The following is a 15090-nucleotide window of genomic DNA, read 5'->3' as shown; positions in this document are numbered from 1 at the left end:
GCCTGCACGGAAATGAAGACCAGCGAGACTCATCCCGGCACCAGCGAAGAATCCTCCCCGTGCAACCTATTGATCGACAAACAACTGTTCAACCCGAAAGCTTCTACTGAAATTTCCTCAGACCAGATGCGGCGTCGAGCGCGCCACCAGCGCCGCCACATCCACCCCGCGCGGCAGGGTGCCGTAGACGCGGCCGCCGTCGCTCAGGCGGCTGGCGATGAAGGCGTCGGAAACCGCCGCGTTGCCCGCCTCAAGCAACAGCTTGGCCTGCAGGGCGACCGCCACGTTTTCGGTGAGCTGGCGGGCGCGGTACTGGATGTCGTGGGTGTCGGCGAAGGACGCCTTGAGGTTGCCAATAAAGGACGCGAGCCGCGCATCGCCGTGGCCGTCGCCCAGTTCGGCGAACAGCGCGTCGAGCACGCCGGGCTCCTTGGACAGGGCGCGCAGCACGTCCAGGCACTGCACGTTGCCCGAACCTTCCCAGGTGGAGTTGACCGGCGCCTCGCGGTACAGGCGCGGAAGAATGGTGTCCTCGACGTAGCCGGCGCCGCCCAGGCATTCGGCGGCTTCGTTGATCATCGCCGGGGCGCGTTTGCAGATCCAGTATTTGCCCACGGCGGTGACCAGGCGGGCGAACTTGTCTTCCTGCTCGTCGTGCAGCCGGTCCAGCGCGCGGCCCATGCGCATGGTCAGGGCCAGCGCGGCTTCGCTTTCCAGGGCAAGGTCGGCCAGCACGTTCTGCATCAGTGGCTGCTCGGCCAGTACGCGGCCGCCGACCTGGCGGTAAGCGCAGTGGTGCGCGGCCTGGGTCAGTGCCTGGCGCATCAGCGAGCTGGAGCCGATCATGCAGTCGAAGCGGGTCATGGCGACCATTTCGATGATGGTCGGCACCCCGCGGCCTTCCTCGCCGATCATCCAGGCCAGCGCGCCGCGGTACTCCACTTCACTGGAGGCGTTGGACCAGTTGCCCAGCTTGTTCTTCAGGCGCTGGATGTAGAACTCGTTGCGGCTGCCGTCCGGGCGGTGGCGCGGCAGCAGGAAGCAGGTCAGGCCCTTGTCGGTGTAGGCCAGGGTAAGGAAGGCGTCGCACATGGGCGCCGAGCAGAACCACTTGTGGCCGACCAGCTCGTAGGCCTGGCCCGGGCCGGGGATACCCACCGGGTAGGCGCGGGTGGTGTTGGCACGCACGTCGGTGCCGCCCTGCTTCTCGGTCATGGCCATGCCGATCGTCACGCCGCTCTTCTGCTCCATGGGCAGGTTGCGCGGGTCGTACTGGGTGGAGAGGATTTTCGGCAGCCACTTCTCGGCGATGTCCGCTTGCAGGCGCAGGGCCGGTACGCTGGCGAAGGTCATGGTCAGCGGGCAACCGGTGCCGGCTTCGGCCTGGCTGTGCAGGTAGCTGAGGCCGGCGCGGGCGACCTGGGCACCGGCGCGCGGATCGGTCCAGGGCATGGACGGGATACCGGCTTCGATCGAGGCGCGCATCAGTTCATGGTAGGCCGGGTGGAATTCCACCAGGTCGATGCGGTGGCCGTAGCGGTCGTGGGACTTGAACACCGGCTTGTTCTCATTGGCCAGGAAGCCCGCCGCCATCAACGGACCGCCGGCCAGCGCGCCGTAGGCATCGAGTTTCTGCTCGGCCCAGCCGCCCTCGTAACGGCGTACCCACTCCTGCAGCGGCAGGTCGACGCGGTAGAGGTTGGCGCCGTCCAGCGGCGGCACCTGGTTGGTCACTTCGTGGGTTTCGGCGTACTGGTGCAGGCTCATGGCTGATCCTCCTTGGCAGGCGTTGGCAAAGCGGAAAGGGACGCACCGACGGCGCGCAGGCAGAAATGGACGAGGGCGTCGCTGACATGCGCCAGCGACGCACCGGACTGGCCGGCATCCCGTGCGGCGCGCGCCGGCGGCGACAGAGGCCCGACCAGGGCTTCGGCGATGGCGCCGACCAGGCAGGCGGCGACCAGGTGAACGGGCTGGGGCGGGAATTCACCCTGGGCGATGCCCTGCTCCAGCAGCTGCACGAACAACGCCGCGTAGGCTTCGCGGTAGATCAGGCGCTGTTCGTCGACTTCGGGATCGACCGGTTCGGCGATCAGCGCGAAGGCGAGTTGGCGGCTGCCCCAGGCCCGCGCGGCAAACTGGCGCAGGCCGAGCTCCAGGCGTTTGGCGGCCTTTTCAGGCGCGTGGAGCGCCTCGGCCAGGGCATCGACTTCATGCTGGCTGGCGCGGGCGAAGACCTCGGCGGCCAACTCGCCCTTGCCGCGAAAGTGCCGGTACAGGCTGCCGGTGGCGATGCCGGCGTCTTCGGCCAAGGTCTGCATGGTCAGCGCGGCGAAACCACCGTCGGCCACGCGGGCCAGCGCCAGGGAAAGAATCCGCTCGCGCTCCTCGACGTCTCGGCGCAGGCGCGCTTCGGTGACACGGTAAGCCATGCTCTGAACCCGGATTCAGGACTTTCAAGCAGTGAACCATGCTTCAGGACTTGGCCAAAGGGGCAAAAGCGCCAGCGGTAGCGACTATCAGGACAACCCCACGCAACGTCCGATCAGGGGTGTCGCTCGGTTCCCGATGCGACTGATGGCAGGGATATTCGCCTGCAAGTGCCCACAGCCGCGAATATCGCCGGTATCATGGCAAGTCTTGGTGGAGTCCTGGTGGTGACCATCAAGCGGAGGACGCCGTCCCCGCCGCGCAGCCGAATCCTGGTCGATTCAGGCCGCGCCCGCCGCCAGGGTCCCGAAATCATCTGTCCGGATGCTCGCCTGCCGCTCCCTTGCAGGCGAGCCTTCGGTAATCCCATTGAATGAGGCAACCATGGAACAAAAAGACATCGATTGGGGCTCGCTCGGATTCGATTACATCAAGACCGACTTCCGCTACATCTCCCATTGGCGCGATGGTCTGTGGGACGACGGCAAGCTGACCGAGGACAACACCCTGCACATCAGCGAGGGCTCCACGGCACTGCACTACGGCCAGCAGTGCTTCGAGGGCCTGAAGGCCTACCGTTGCAAGGATGGCTCGATCAACCTGTTCCGCCCGAACCAGAACGCCGCGCGCATGGCGCGCAGCTGCGCCCGCGTGCTGATGCCGCAGGTCTCCGAAGAGCAGTTCATCGACGCCTGCAAGCAGGTCGTCCGCGCCAACGAGCGCTTCATTCCGCCGTACGGTTCCGGTGGCGCCCTGTACCTGCGTCCGTTCGTGATCGGCGTGGGCGAAAACATCGGCGTGCGCCCGGCTCCGGAGTTCATCTTCTCGGTGTTCTGCATCCCGGTCGGCGCCTACTTCAAGGGCGGCATGAAGCCCCATGACTTCATGATCTCCACCTACGACCGCGCCGCACCCCACGGTACCGGCGCCGCCAAGGTCGGTGGCAACTATGCCGCCAGCCTGCTGCCGGGCTCCCAGGCCAAGAAGGCCGGTTTCGCCGACTGCATCTACCTCGACCCGGCCACCCACAGCCGCATCGAGGAAGTGGGTTCGGCCAACTTCTTCGCCATCACCCACGACAACGAGTTCGTCACCCCGCGTTCCAGCTCGGTGCTGCCGGGTATCACCCGCCTGTCGCTGATGGAGCTGGCGGCTGACCGCCTGGGCCTGAAGGTGATCGAAGGCGACGTGGAGATCAACGACCTGGCGCGCTTCAAGGAAGCCGGCGCCTGCGGTACTGCTGCGGTGATCACTCCGATCGGTGGCATCCAGTACAACGACAAGCTGCACGTGTTCTACAGCCGCGAAGACGTCGGCCCGGTAACCCGTCGTCTCTATGAAGAGCTGACCGGCATCCAGACCGGCGACGTGGAAGGCCCGGAAGGCTGGGTCGTCAAGGTCTGAACCTGACCCGCAGCGGCCTCCCAGCTTCGGCTGGGGGACCGTTCGCCCCAAAGAGCGCCGCGATGCCTGTTGGTATCGCGGCGTTTTTATTTGGGCCGGGGTGAGGGGCCATGCCTCCGGCATGGGAACGGTTCGCGAGCAAGCTCGTTCCTACGAAGAGCGCGCCGGAGCAGACCTGTAGGAGCGAGCTTGCTCGCGAACCCCACGGCACAAAGCAGTACGAAGCTATCGCCGACGAAGCCCGCTCCTACGCAAGCCAGGCCTCAGGCGTGACTCGGCAGCGCAGGCTGGCACAGCAACCAGTCATGCAGCAGCGTCTGCAATTCCTCGAACTTCACCGGCTTGGCCAGGTAGTCGCTCATCCCGGCGGCCAGGCAGCGCTCGCGGTCACCGCTATGGCTGTGGGCGGTGATCGCCAGCACCGGCAGGTCGCCGCAGCGCGGCAGGGTGCGCAGGGCGCGGCAGGTGGCGAAGCCATCCATCACCGGCATCTGGCAGTCGAGCAGCACGGCATCGACGACCTCGCGGCGCAGCAGTTCGATGGCTTCGGCGCCGTTGTCGGCGGTACGCACGCGGTAGCCGAGCTTGAGCAGCATGCCGCGGATAACCAGTTGGTTGATGGCATTGTCTTCCACCACCAGCACGGTGCACTGGTCCGGGCTACGCAGCGCCTGCCCTCCCGCGCGGCGCGGCGGCGGGGCGATGCTCTGCACCGGTTGGCCGACCTGCAGGGTCAGGCTGAAGCAGCTGCCCTGTCCAGGCGTGGACTCGTGGGACAGCTCGCCGCCCAGCAAGGCGACCAGTTTGCGGCACAGCGCCAGTCCGATGCCCAGGCCGCCGTACTCGCGGGTCAGCGAACCGTCGAGCTGGTAGAAACGCTGGTAGAGCGCGCCATCCGAGGGCGTGGCGAAGCCGATCCCGCTGTCCTGGACCTCCAGGCGCAGTGCCAGGCCTTCCGCATTGGGCTCGCCGCTGACGCGCAGGCTGACGCCGCCGTGATGGGTGAACTTGATGGCGTTGTCGATCAGGTAGCCCAGCGCCTGGGCCAGCTTGCCGGCGTCACCTTCAAGGGTATCGGGCAGGCTCTCGTCCAGTTGCAGCACGAAGCGCAGGCCACGTTCCTCGGCGCGCGGCGCGTACTGCGCACGCAGACCATCGCACAGCCCGCGCAGGCTGAACGGCTCGCGGCGCGGGTAGAGCTTGCCGGCCTGCAGTTCGAGCAGTGCGAGAATGTCGTTGACCATGCGCATCATGTCCCGCGCCGAACCGGTGGCGGTCTTGTGGTACTGGGCCAGCTCGATGTCCATCGGCACCGTCTGCATCAGTTCCAGCGAACCGATCACCCCGCTCATGGGCGTACGCAGTTCGTGGGTGACGGTGGCGAGGAATTCGTCCTTCAGGCGGTTGCTGCTGGCCAGCTCCAGGTTCAGTTGCTCCAGCTTGCGGCTGGTCTCCTGGAGGATGCGCGTGCGTTCTTCCTTCATGGCGTTGATGCGGTCCGCCAGCGCCAGGGACAGCAGGCCGACCTCCAGCGCCGAACCGATCTGGCTGGCGTACATGGTGAGGAAGACGTTGGGCAACAGGCCGAGCACCATCAGCGTGTTGACCACCCCGCCGAGCAGGAAGGCACTCCAGGCGAAGATGAAGTAGCGCGCCACGCGCATGCCGCGCAGCCAGGCGAGGATGCCGGCGGTGAAGATCACCACGGTGAAGGCCAGCGCCAGGTAGGTGGCCAGGCGCAGGGCGACGGCGTAGCTGACGGTCAGCGCGAGGGTCATCACCAGCGCCCCAACCCCCATCAGCACCAGCAGCAGGCGGTCGATCCACAGGCTGTGCTCGCGGGTGTGCAGGAAGCTGCGGGCGAACTGACAGCCGAACAGCCCGGCCGAGCCGATCAGGAAAGGCGTGGAGGCATTGGCCCACCAGGGGCTGTTGGGCCAGAAGTACTCGATGCCGGCGCCGTTGACCGAGATCTGGTAGAGGCCGAACGAGGCGATATAAAGGATGTAGTAGAGGTAGCTGGTGTCGCGGACGCTGAGGAAGATGAACAGGTTGTAGATCAGCATCACCAGCAGCACGCCATAGATGATGCCCAGCACGTAAATGCGCCCCGGCTGCTCTTCCAGGTAGGCCTTGGGCGACCAGAGCGTCAGCGGCGCCTGGATAGAGCCCTGGCTTTCCAGGCGCAGGTACACCCGCAGCGGCTTGCCGGGCTCCAGCTTGAGGTCGAACAGGTAGTTGTTCTGGCGGATCGGCCGGCTGGCGAAGGGCAGGGTGTCGCCGGTGCGTTGCGCCAGCTGGAAGCCGCCCTTGCCGTCGGGCAGGTAGAGGTCGAGCTTGTCCAGCGGCGGGTAGGCCAGTTCCAGCAGCCAGTTGGCGGGGTCTCGGGAAGCCTGGGGCTGGTAGTCGAGGTCCAGGCGCAGCCAGAACACCGAACGCGAGTAGCCGGCGTTGAGCACGTCGCGCTCGTGCCGGCGGAAGCTGGCCGCCAGCGCCGGAGAACTGATCTCCGAGATATCGGCCGTGCCGCGCACGTCTTCGAAGACATCCATTGCCCGGCCCAGGGGCAATCGCCCGACATGTTCGTCGAAGCTGATGGCGCTCGCCACTGGCGAGAGGATGAGAAGGATCAGGAAGATCAGCCAATGCCGCATGGTGCCCCGCAGTGCCACCGACAGCCGCGCCGGGGAGCCCCATCTCCCGCTTCGGCGCGCCGTAGAGGCGTTGTGTTGGAATCGGCGAACTCTAGCACAGGCCTTGTGCCACGTGGCATTCGACCCTCCGGCCAGGGTTCGGCCGGGCGATGCGGATCGGACCGTTCGGTCAGCTCAAGGCCACGTTTTGGTGATAAGCTCCCGCGCCATGAAAACGCCAACCTCCCGTCCCGTAGTGCTCTGCCTGTCCGGCCACGACCCCAGTGGCGGTGCCGGCCTGCAAGCCGATATCGAAGCCCTGATCGCCCAAGGCTGCCACGCGGCGCCGACCGTCACTGCGCTGACCGTTCAGGATACCGTCAACGTTTCCGACTTCCGCGTGCTCGACCGCGAGTGGGTGCTGGCCCAGGCCAACGCCGTGATCACCGACATGCCGGTGGCCGCGGTCAAGCTGGGCATGCTCGGCTCGGTGCAGATGGTCGACACGGTCGTCGAGATCATGCAGTCCCTGCCGGGCGTGCCGCTGGTCTGCGACCCGGTACTGCGCGCCGGTGGCGGCGGCTCACTGGGCAAGGATGATGTTGGCTACGCCATGCGCGAGCGGCTGCTGCCGATCGCCGCCATCGCCACGCCGAACCTGCCCGAAGCGCGCATCCTTGCCGAACTGCCCGAGGGCACGGCGGACGAGTGCGCCGAGAAGCTGCTGCCTTATATCCAGCATCTGCTGATCACCGGCGGCCATGGTGACGAATCCGAAGTGCACAACCGCCTGTACACCCGCGACGGCCAGCGCCACACCTTCACCTGCCAGCGCCTGCCCGGCAGCTATCACGGCTCCGGCTGCACCCTGGCGAGCACCCTCGCCGGCCGCCTGGCCCTGGGCGAGGAACTGGTGAGCGCGGTGCGCAGCGCCCTGGACTACACCTGGCGCACCCTGCGCGACGCGGAAGCACCCGGCCACGGCCAGTACGTGCCGCGCCGCCTGCCGCTGGACTACTGCAACTGATCCACCGCACCAGAAGATCGAGGCCTTGATGAAACTGCGCGGACTCTACGCCATCACCGACAGCCAGCTGCTCGACGGCGGCCGCCTGCTGCCCTACGTCGAAGCGGCCTTGAAAGGCGGCGCGAAACTGCTGCAGTACCGCGACAAGTCCGACGACGCCTCGCGCCGCCTGCGTGAAGCCGAGGCCCTGCGCGAACTCTGCGCGCGCTACGGCGCCACGCTGCTGATCAACGACGACGCCGAACTGGCCGCGCGTCTGGGCGTCAGCGTGCACCTGGGCCAGACCGACGGCTCGCTGGCCGCCGCACGCGCCCTGCTCGGCCGCGACGCGGTGATCGGCGGCACCTGCCATGCCAGCCTGGAACTGGCCGAGCAGGCCATCGCCGAAGGCGCCAGCTACGTCGCTTTCGGCCGCTTCTTCAATTCCCAGACCAAGCCCGGCGCCCCGGCCGCCAGCGTCGAACTGCTGGAACAGGCCAAGGCCCGCTTCAACGTGCCGCTGGTGGCCATCGGCGGCGTGACCCTGAACAACGCGCCCGAGCTGATCGCCCGCGGCGCCGACATGATCGCCGTGATCCACGCGCTGTTCGCCGCCGACACCCCGGCCGAGGTCGAACAGCGCGCCCGCGCCTTCAGCCAACTCTTCGAAACCCGCTGAGCGCGCCATCCGCGCCCGGCACCCGACAGCTTCGCGAGGTACACCCATGTCCCGTTCCGAAACGCTTTTCGCCAATGCCCAGAAACACATCCCCGGTGGCGTGAACTCGCCGGTGCGCGCGTTCAAGAGCGTCGGCGGCACCCCGCTGTTCTTCAAGCATGCGGAAGGCGCCTATGTGGTGGACGAGGATGACAAGCGCTACGTCGACTACGTCGGCTCCTGGGGCCCGATGATCCTCGGCCACAGCCACCCGGACGTGCTCGACGCGGTGCGCAAGCAGCTCGACCACGGCCTGTCCTACGGCGCACCGACCGCGCTGGAAGTGGAAATGGCCGACCTGGTCTGCTCCCTGGTTCCGTCGATGGACATGGTGCGCATGGTCAGCTCCGGCACCGAAGCCACCATGAGCGCCATCCGCCTGGCCCGTGGCTATACCGGCCGCGACAGCATCATCAAGTTCGAAGGCTGCTACCACGGCCACTCCGACAGCCTTCTGGTAAAAGCCGGCTCCGGCGCCCTGACCTTCGGCGTACCGAACTCTCCGGGCGTGCCGGCGGCCTTTGCCAAACACACCCTGACCCTGCCGTTCAACGACATCGCCGCGGTCGAGAAGACCCTGGCCGAGGTCGGCAAGGACGTGGCGTGCATCATCGTCGAACCGGTTGCCGGCAACATGAACTGCGTACCGCCGGCCCCGGGCTTCCTCGAAGGCCTGCGCAGCCTGTGCGACCAGCACGGCGTGGTACTGATCTTCGACGAAGTGATGACCGGCTTCCGTGTCGCCCTGGGCGGCGCCCAGGCTCACTACGGCATCACCCCGGACCTGTCGACCTTTGGCAAGATCATCGGCGGCGGCATGCCGGTGGGCGCCTTCGGCGGCAAGCGCGAGATCATGGAGCAGATTTCCCCGCTCGGCCCGGTCTACCAGGCCGGCACCCTGTCGGGTAACCCGCTGGCCATGGCCGCCGGCTTGACCACCCTGCGCCTGATCAGCCGTCCGGGCTTCCACGACGAGCTGACCACCTACACCACCCGCATGCTGCAGGGCCTGCAGGAGCGCGCCGACGCCGCCGGCGTGCCTTTCGTGACCACCCAGGCGGGCGCCGCCATGTTCGGCCTGTACTTCACCGGCGCGGACGACATCGTGACCTTCGAGGACGTGATGGGCAGCGACGTGGAACGCTTCAAGCGCTTCTTCCACCTGATGCTGGACGCTGGCGTGTACCTGGCGCCGAGCGCCTTCGAGGCCGGCTTCACCTCCATCGCCCACGGCGAAACCGAGCTGAAGCTGACCCTGGACGCCGCCGAGCGCGCCTTCGCCGCGCTCAAGTAAGTCCCTGTGAAGGCGCCCGAACGGGCGCCTTCCGCTCTACCCCGCCTTTATTCCCGCGTTACGCCTTCCTCCCCCGCCTTCACCGCTTCTGCAGAAAAAACAGAAAAGAAGGTAAAGACTTTGTAAGGAAGCGCCCGCTTATTTCATAATGTGAAAGCTGGCGCATTTCGCCGGCCGGGCTTTGCCCGCCCCGATTCTGGAGGCCGCTGTTCCCCATGTACCGCACCGGTCGTACCCTGCTACTGGGTTGCCTGTTGCTCGCCTTCCCCCTGTTGACCCAGGCGGGCGGTAACTCGCTGCTGATTCCGGCGACCGGCCGCTGCGTCCTCAACACCGTCCCCGAGCAATTGCAACAGGCTCTGGCCAGCTGCCAGCAGGCAGCCAATGGCGGCGATGCGCAAGCGCAGTACGAACTGGGCGAGTTCTACTACACCGGCGACCTCGCCCCGCGCGACTTCCAGGCCGCGCTGCACTGGTTCGAGAAAGCCTCGTTGCAAGGCCACGCCAATGCCCAACTGCGCCTGGGCACCATGTTCTTCCGCGGTGAAGGGGTGAAGGCCAACAACGTGCAGGCCTACATCGTGCTGAAGATGGCGGCGGTGAACGGCGCCGAAGACGCCATGGACAGCGCCGACCTGGTCGCCGAGCAGATGAACAAGGACGAGCTGGACATCGCCACCAAGGTGCTCGGCCAGATCTTCCGCAACTACCTGATCGAACTGCAGACCGCCGGCAACTCGCCGTTCTCGCCGCTGCCTTAATCGAAGGACCTGCCTTCGTACAGGCGCCATGATCGATCGAAGTAGTACAGAGCTGCCACAAGGCACAGCAATCCCAGCGGAATAGCGAGGTAATTGTCTCGCTTGCGGCGCTCCGCAATCTCGTCGAATGATCGGATGCTGACGTTTCTTCCGAGCAACCCCCAAACCAGGACGCTCTCGTCGTCAGATGCGGGTTCTGCATAGCGCACAGTGACCGGCAGGCCGGAGCGAAGATGGCTCAGCACACGGGACACCTCCCCTGCGCTCTTGGGGTAGATAAATCGAAGGTCGTGACCTTTCAGGCCGAAAGACACCGAATTCCTCGACGTTTCAACCCAGGACACCTGCTCCGTCAGCGATTGCAGAGAGGCAGGATCAGGGAATCCCCGTTGCGGGGAAAAGCCAAAAATCAGCCAGCAACTCACTACCAGCAGCACAGCAGTCAGCGCGGCGGATTGCAGCCACCGAACCACTGGAAAAGGAATCAGCTGTCCTTCCCGGGCATCGGCATGGGGAACGGCATCACGTTACCGCTCATCTTGGCCTCGCTGATCTTCGCGGTGCCCAGGCGCTCCACTTCGTCGATTCGGATGATCGAATGCAGCGGCACAAAGCTGCGGATGACGCCATCGAACTGCGCCTTCAGCTTCTCCTCGCTGGGGTCCACCACCACCTGGGTGCGCTCGCCGAAGACGAACTCCTCGATCTCCAGGAAACCCCACAGATCGCTCTGGTAGATCTGCTTGGCGTACATCTCGTACACCTGGCCCTGATTGAGGAAGACTACCTTGTAGATCGGGTTCTCGCGCTTGCTCATGAACGAAGGATGACAGCTTTGCAGAATGGGCACGCAGCATAGCACAGCCGCGCCCGCCCCACTCAGCCAGCGGTGGCAGACACCCGCGCCGAGGCATATAATGCGCGGTCATTTTTTAACCAGCTCAAGAAAGACTCCATGGCCAAGAAGCTTTTCATCCAGACCCACGGTTGCCAGATGAACGAGTACGACAGCTCGCGAATGGCCGATCTGCTGGGTGAACACCAGGCCCTGGAAATCACCGAGAAGGCTGAAGAAGCCGACGTGATCCTGCTCAATACCTGCTCGATCCGCGAGAAGGCCCAGGAGAAGGTATTCTCCGAGCTGGGCGCCTGGCGCGTGCTCAAGCAGCAGAATCCGAACCTGGTGATCGGCGTCGGCGGCTGCGTGGCCAGCCAGGAAGGTGCGGCGATCCGCGAGCGCGCGCCGTACGTCGACGTGGTGTTCGGCCCGCAGACCCTGCACCGCCTGCCAGAAATGATCGACGCCGCCCGCGCCACCCGCAAACCGCAGGTGGACGTGTCCTTCCCGGAAATCGAGAAGTTCGACCGCTTGCCTGAGCCCCGCGTCGACGGCCCCACCGCCTTCGTCTCGGTGATGGAGGGCTGCAGCAAGTACTGCACCTTCTGCGTGGTGCCTTACACCCGTGGCGAGGAAGTCAGCCGCCCGTTCGACGACGTGCTCGCCGAGGTGATCCACCTGGCCGAGAATGGTGTGAAGGAAGTCACCCTGCTGGGGCAGAACGTCAACGGCTACCGCGGCCAGACCCATGACGGCCGCATCGCCGACTTCGCCGAGCTGATCCGCGTGGTCGCCGAGGTCGATGGCATCGAGCGCATCCGCTACACCACCTCGCACCCGCTGGAATTCTCCGACGCGCTGATCGCCGCCCACGCCGAAGTGCCGCAGTTGGTGAAGTTCGTTCACCTGCCGGTGCAGGCCGGTTCCGACCGCATCCTCGCGGCGATGAAGCGCAACCACACCGCGCTGGAGTACAAGTCGCGCATCCGCAAGCTGAAGGCGGCGGTGCCGGATATCTGCATCAGTTCGGACTTCATCGTCGGCTTCCCCGGCGAGACCGACAAGGACTTCGAGCAGACCATGAAGCTGGTGGAGGACGTCGGTTTCGACTTCTCCTTCTCCTTCATCTACAGCTCGCGCCCGGGCACCCCGGCCGCCGACCTGGTGGACGACACCCCGGAAGAGGTGAAGAAGCAGCGCCTGCTGATCCTCAACAGCCGCCTGCAACAGCAGGGTTTCGAGATCAGTCGACGGATGGTCGGCACCGTCCAGCGCATCCTCGTCACCGACTACTCCAAGCGCGACCCCGGCCAGCTCCAGGGCCGCACCGAGAACAACCGCGTGGTGAATTTCCGCAGCGACAACCCGCGCCTGATCGGCCAGTTCGTCGACGTGGAAATCTACGAGGCGCTGCCCAACTCGCTGCGCGCCACCCTCGTGGAAGCACGCCACTAATCATCGACCGCTGAATACCCCCGATGGCGTCCGAACTTTCGTACTCGCTCGCCCGGGGTTATTCTTCGACCATCCCCTTTCGCAACATGGCGACTTAGACAACACCTTGAACGCCCCTCTGGATATTCATCGTTTCATGCTCGAACCTTTCGAGGCCCGCAGCTTTGCCAACCTGTGCGGGCAGTTCGACGAGCATCTGCACCAGATCGAGAAGCGCCTCGACATCGAGATCCGCAACCGCGGCAACCAGTTCGAGCTGGTCGGTGAACCGGACCGCACCCAAGCGGCCGAAAACCTTCTGCAGCGCCTCTACCGCGAGGCCCAGAACGGCACCGAACTGACGCCCGACATGGTCCACCTGTTCCTGCAGGAATCCGGCCTGGAAGACCTGGTCAACGCCCCCGAAGCGCCCCTGGTAACGCTCAAGACCCGCAAGGCGCACATCCGTCCGCGCGGCGCCAACCAGCAGCGTTATGTGAAGGCCATCCTCGATCACGACATCAACTTCGGCATCGGCCCGGCCGGCACCGGCAAGACCTACCTCGCCGTGGCCTGCGCCGTGGACGCCCTGGAGCGTGAGCAGATCCGCCGCATCCTGCTGGTACGCCCGGCAGTCGAGGCCGGCGAGAAACTCGGCTTCCTGCCGGGCGACCTGTCGCAGAAGATCGACCCATACCTGCGCCCGCTCTACGACGCGCTGTACGAGATGCTCGGCTTCGAGACCGTGGCCAAGCTGATCGAGCGCCAGGTGATCGAAGTTGCGCCGCTGGCCTACATGCGCGGCCGCACGCTGAACAACAGCTTCATCATCCTCGACGAAAGCCAGAACACCACGATGGAACAGATGAAGATGTTCCTCACCCGCATCGGCTTCGGCTCCACCGCGGTGATCACCGGCGACGTCACCCAGGTCGACCTGCCGCGCGGTACCCGTTCGGGCCTCAAGCACGTGATGGAAGTGCTGCGCGACGTGCCCGGCATCAGCTTCACCCACTTCAAGTCCAAGGACGTCGTGCGTCACCCGCTGGTGCAGCGCATCGTCGATGCCTATGACGCCTACGAGAACCGCCTGACCGGCGTCGAAAGCCAAGGCAACAAGCATGCTTGAACTGGACCTGCAGGTCGCCTCGCAAGCGCCCGGCCTGCCGAGCGAAGCCGACTTCCGCCGCTGGTGCGAACTGGCCCTGCGCCAGCGCCAGAACGACTCGGAGCTGACCATCCGACTGGTGGATGAAAGCGAAGGCCGCGAACTGAACAAGACCTGGCGACACAAGGACTACGCCACCAACGTACTGTCCTTCCCCGCCGACGTTCCCGACGAGCTGCTGGACATCCCGCTGCTCGGCGACCTGGTGATCTGCGCCCCGGTGGTGCAGCGCGAAGCCGCCGAACAGGGCAAATCCCTCGAGGCCCACTGGGCCCATCTCGTCATCCATGGTTGCCTGCACCTGCTCGGCTACGATCACATCGAAGATGCCGAAGCCGAGGAAATGGAAGGCCTGGAACGGGAATTGCTGGCCGAACTGGGTCACCCGGACCCGTACGCGGCCGATGAAGAATAAACGCCACTGAGCAAGGAAAGATGAGCGAAGACCGATCGAGCAATGGGCACAAGTCGTGGTTGGACAAGATCACCCAGGCTTTTGCCCATGAGCCGAGAAACCGCCAGGAGCTGCTTGAGCTGCTGCGCGAAGCCCACGACAACAAGCTGCTGGACAGCGAAGCGTTGTCCATCGTCGAAGGCGCGATTCAGGTGGCGGACCTCCAGGTCCGCGACATCATGATCCCGCGCTCGCAGATGATCACCATCAAGTCGACGCAGAAGCCCGCCGACTTCCTCCCCGCCATCATCGAAGCGGCGCACTCGCGCTACCCGGTGATCGGCGAGAGCCTGGACGACATCATGGGCGTCCTGCTGGCCAAGGACCTGCTGCCGCTGATCCTCCACGACCAGAACCACGCCTTCAACATCAGGGACCTGCTGCGCCCGGCCACCTTCGTGCCCGAGTCCAAGCGCCTGAACGTGCTGCTGCGTGAGTTCCGCGCCAACCGCAACCACATGGCCATCGTCATCGACGAATATGGCGGCGTGGCGGGCCTGGTGACCATCGAGGACGTGCTGGAGCAGATCGTCGGCGACATCGAGGACGAGCACGACGTCGAGGAAGACAGCTACATCAAGCCGTTGCCCAGCGGCGACTTCATCGTCAAGGCGCTGACCCCGGTGGAAGCCTTCAACGATTTCTTCGGCGCGGAATTCTCCGACGAGGAGTTCGACACCGTTGGCGGCGTGGTGATGAGTGCCTTCGGCCACCTGCCCAAGCGCAACGAGACCACCGAACTGGGCGGCTTCCGCTTCCGCGTGCTCAACGCGGACAGCCGCCGCCTGCACCTGCTGCGCCTGACCCCGCTGCAGGACTGAGCGTAGGGCGTACAACCGTTCGCGGTTGTACGCCGATGCTCGCGAACATGTCCCGCAGTGGGGATGGTTCGCGAGCAAGCTCGCTCCTACAAATAACTCCGACGTTTCCTGCAACACCCTGCCGCAACC

General features: G+C 65.4%; 14 protein-coding genes. 9 read left to right on the top strand and 5 right to left on the bottom strand.

What is annotated here, in order from left to right:
• Window positions 1-117: 117 nt before the first annotated feature.
• Together SD196_RS03695 and SD196_RS03690 are read right to left on the bottom strand one after the other, a co-directional pair.
• The gene (locus SD196_RS03695) at window positions 118-1767 is read right to left on the bottom strand and encodes an acyl-CoA dehydrogenase family protein (RefSeq protein WP_416311070.1); all 1650 of its coding nucleotides are present in this window, start codon (window positions 1765-1767) and stop codon (window positions 118-120) included.
• The gene (locus SD196_RS03690) at window positions 1764-2432 is read right to left on the bottom strand and encodes a TetR/AcrR family transcriptional regulator (RefSeq protein ID WP_416311069.1); all 669 of its coding nucleotides are present in this window, start codon (window positions 2430-2432) and stop codon (window positions 1764-1766) included. Before SD196_RS03690 ends, SD196_RS03695 begins: the two co-directional genes overlap by 4 nt.
• A 382-nt stretch (window positions 2433-2814) precedes the next feature.
• Here SD196_RS03690 and SD196_RS03685 point away from each other — a divergent pair, with 382 nt between their 5' ends.
• Complete coding sequence (locus SD196_RS03685) at window positions 2815-3834, top strand: branched-chain amino acid aminotransferase (protein ID WP_275610080.1); 1020 nt, start codon at window positions 2815-2817, stop codon at window positions 3832-3834.
• Window positions 3835-4097: 263 nt separating this feature from the next.
• On the opposite strand, the gene SD196_RS03680 is transcribed toward SD196_RS03685, so the two are convergent.
• Window positions 4098-6488, bottom strand: coding sequence for a 7TM diverse intracellular signaling domain-containing protein (locus SD196_RS03680; RefSeq protein WP_416311068.1), 2391 nt, complete (start codon window positions 6486-6488; stop codon window positions 4098-4100).
• Window positions 6489-6696: 208 nt separating this feature from the next.
• On the opposite strand from SD196_RS03680, the gene SD196_RS03675 reads away from it, so the two are divergent.
• The 4 genes from SD196_RS03675 to SD196_RS03660 all read left to right on the top strand — a co-directional run bounded on the left by SD196_RS03675 (window position 6697) and on the right by SD196_RS03660 (window position 10246).
• On the top strand, window positions 6697-7494 hold the full coding sequence (locus SD196_RS03675) for a hydroxymethylpyrimidine/phosphomethylpyrimidine kinase (RefSeq protein ID WP_275610078.1): 798 nt from the start codon (window positions 6697-6699) through the stop codon (window positions 7492-7494).
• A 28-nt stretch (window positions 7495-7522) separates the two neighbouring features.
• Entirely contained in the window at window positions 7523-8152 is a 630-nt protein-coding gene (gene thiE, locus SD196_RS03670) for a thiamine phosphate synthase (protein WP_343575345.1), read from the top strand.
• Window positions 8153-8198: 46 nt separating this feature from the next.
• Window positions 8199-9485: a glutamate-1-semialdehyde 2,1-aminomutase gene (gene hemL, locus SD196_RS03665; protein WP_343575347.1), complete on the top strand. Its 1287-nt coding sequence runs from the start codon at window positions 8199-8201 to the stop codon at window positions 9483-9485.
• Window positions 9486-9700: 215 nt separating this feature from the next.
• Complete coding sequence (locus SD196_RS03660; protein WP_207884645.1) at window positions 9701-10246, top strand: tetratricopeptide repeat protein; 546 nt, start codon at window positions 9701-9703, stop codon at window positions 10244-10246.
• On the opposite strand, the gene SD196_RS03655 is transcribed toward SD196_RS03660, so the two are convergent.
• The gene (locus tag SD196_RS03655; protein WP_416311067.1) at window positions 10243-10683 is read right to left on the bottom strand and encodes a hypothetical protein; all 441 of its coding nucleotides are present in this window, start codon (window positions 10681-10683) and stop codon (window positions 10243-10245) included. The two genes, SD196_RS03660 and SD196_RS03655, sit on opposite strands and share 4 nt — an antisense overlap.
• A 47-nt stretch (window positions 10684-10730) precedes the next feature.
• Window positions 10731-11063 (bottom strand): DUF1820 family protein, encoded by a 333-nt coding sequence (locus tag SD196_RS03650; RefSeq protein WP_416311066.1) that lies wholly within the window; start codon window positions 11061-11063, stop codon window positions 10731-10733.
• 138 nt (window positions 11064-11201) lie between these two features.
• Between SD196_RS03650 and miaB the strand changes: the two genes are divergently transcribed.
• The 4 genes from miaB (at window position 11202) to SD196_RS03630 (ending at window position 14961) form a co-directional block, all read left to right on the top strand.
• On the top strand, window positions 11202-12539 hold the full coding sequence (gene miaB, locus SD196_RS03645) for a tRNA (N6-isopentenyl adenosine(37)-C2)-methylthiotransferase MiaB (protein WP_275610074.1): 1338 nt from the start codon (window positions 11202-11204) through the stop codon (window positions 12537-12539).
• A gap of 106 nt (window positions 12540-12645) precedes the next feature.
• Entirely contained in the window at window positions 12646-13647 is a 1002-nt protein-coding gene (locus SD196_RS03640; RefSeq protein WP_275610073.1) for a PhoH family protein, read from the top strand.
• Entirely contained in the window at window positions 13640-14101 is a 462-nt protein-coding gene (ybeY, locus tag SD196_RS03635; protein ID WP_275610072.1) for an rRNA maturation RNase YbeY, read from the top strand. Before SD196_RS03640 ends, ybeY begins: the two co-directional genes overlap by 8 nt.
• Window positions 14102-14121: 20 nt before the next feature.
• A complete protein-coding gene (locus SD196_RS03630) occupies window positions 14122-14961 on the top strand; it encodes an HlyC/CorC family transporter (RefSeq protein WP_275610071.1) in 840 nt (279 codons plus the stop codon).
• Window positions 14962-15090: the final 129 nt, after the last annotated feature.

The organism is Pseudomonas macauensis, from assembly GCF_047902425.1.
Taxonomy (GTDB): domain Bacteria; phylum Pseudomonadota; class Gammaproteobacteria; order Pseudomonadales; family Pseudomonadaceae; genus Pseudomonas.
This window is presented reverse-complemented; position numbering and strand designations above follow the sequence as displayed.

Coding starts and splice junctions, on each gene's coding strand:
- SD196_RS03675 (WP_275610078.1), top strand. CDS start 6,697: ATGAAAACGCCAACCTCCCGTCCCGTAGTGCTCTGCCTGTCCGGCCAC.
- miaB (WP_275610074.1), top strand. CDS start 11,202: ATGGCCAAGAAGCTTTTCATCCAGACCCACGGTTGCCAGATGAACGAG.
- hemL (WP_343575347.1), top strand. CDS start 8,199: ATGTCCCGTTCCGAAACGCTTTTCGCCAATGCCCAGAAACACATCCCC.
- SD196_RS03650 (WP_416311066.1), bottom strand. CDS start 11,063: ATGAGCAAGCGCGAGAACCCGATCTACAAGGTAGTCTTCCTCAATCAG.
- SD196_RS03630 (WP_275610071.1), top strand. CDS start 14,122: ATGAGCGAAGACCGATCGAGCAATGGGCACAAGTCGTGGTTGGACAAG.
- thiE (WP_343575345.1), top strand. CDS start 7,523: ATGAAACTGCGCGGACTCTACGCCATCACCGACAGCCAGCTGCTCGAC.
- ybeY (WP_275610072.1), top strand. CDS start 13,640: ATGCTTGAACTGGACCTGCAGGTCGCCTCGCAAGCGCCCGGCCTGCCG.
- SD196_RS03695 (WP_416311070.1), bottom strand. CDS start 1,767: ATGAGCCTGCACCAGTACGCCGAAACCCACGAAGTGACCAACCAGGTG.
- SD196_RS03685 (WP_275610080.1), top strand. CDS start 2,815: ATGGAACAAAAAGACATCGATTGGGGCTCGCTCGGATTCGATTACATC.
- SD196_RS03660 (WP_207884645.1), top strand. CDS start 9,701: ATGTACCGCACCGGTCGTACCCTGCTACTGGGTTGCCTGTTGCTCGCC.
- SD196_RS03690 (WP_416311069.1), bottom strand. CDS start 2,432: ATGGCTTACCGTGTCACCGAAGCGCGCCTGCGCCGAGACGTCGAGGAG.
- SD196_RS03680 (WP_416311068.1), bottom strand. CDS start 6,488: ATGCGGCATTGGCTGATCTTCCTGATCCTTCTCATCCTCTCGCCAGTG.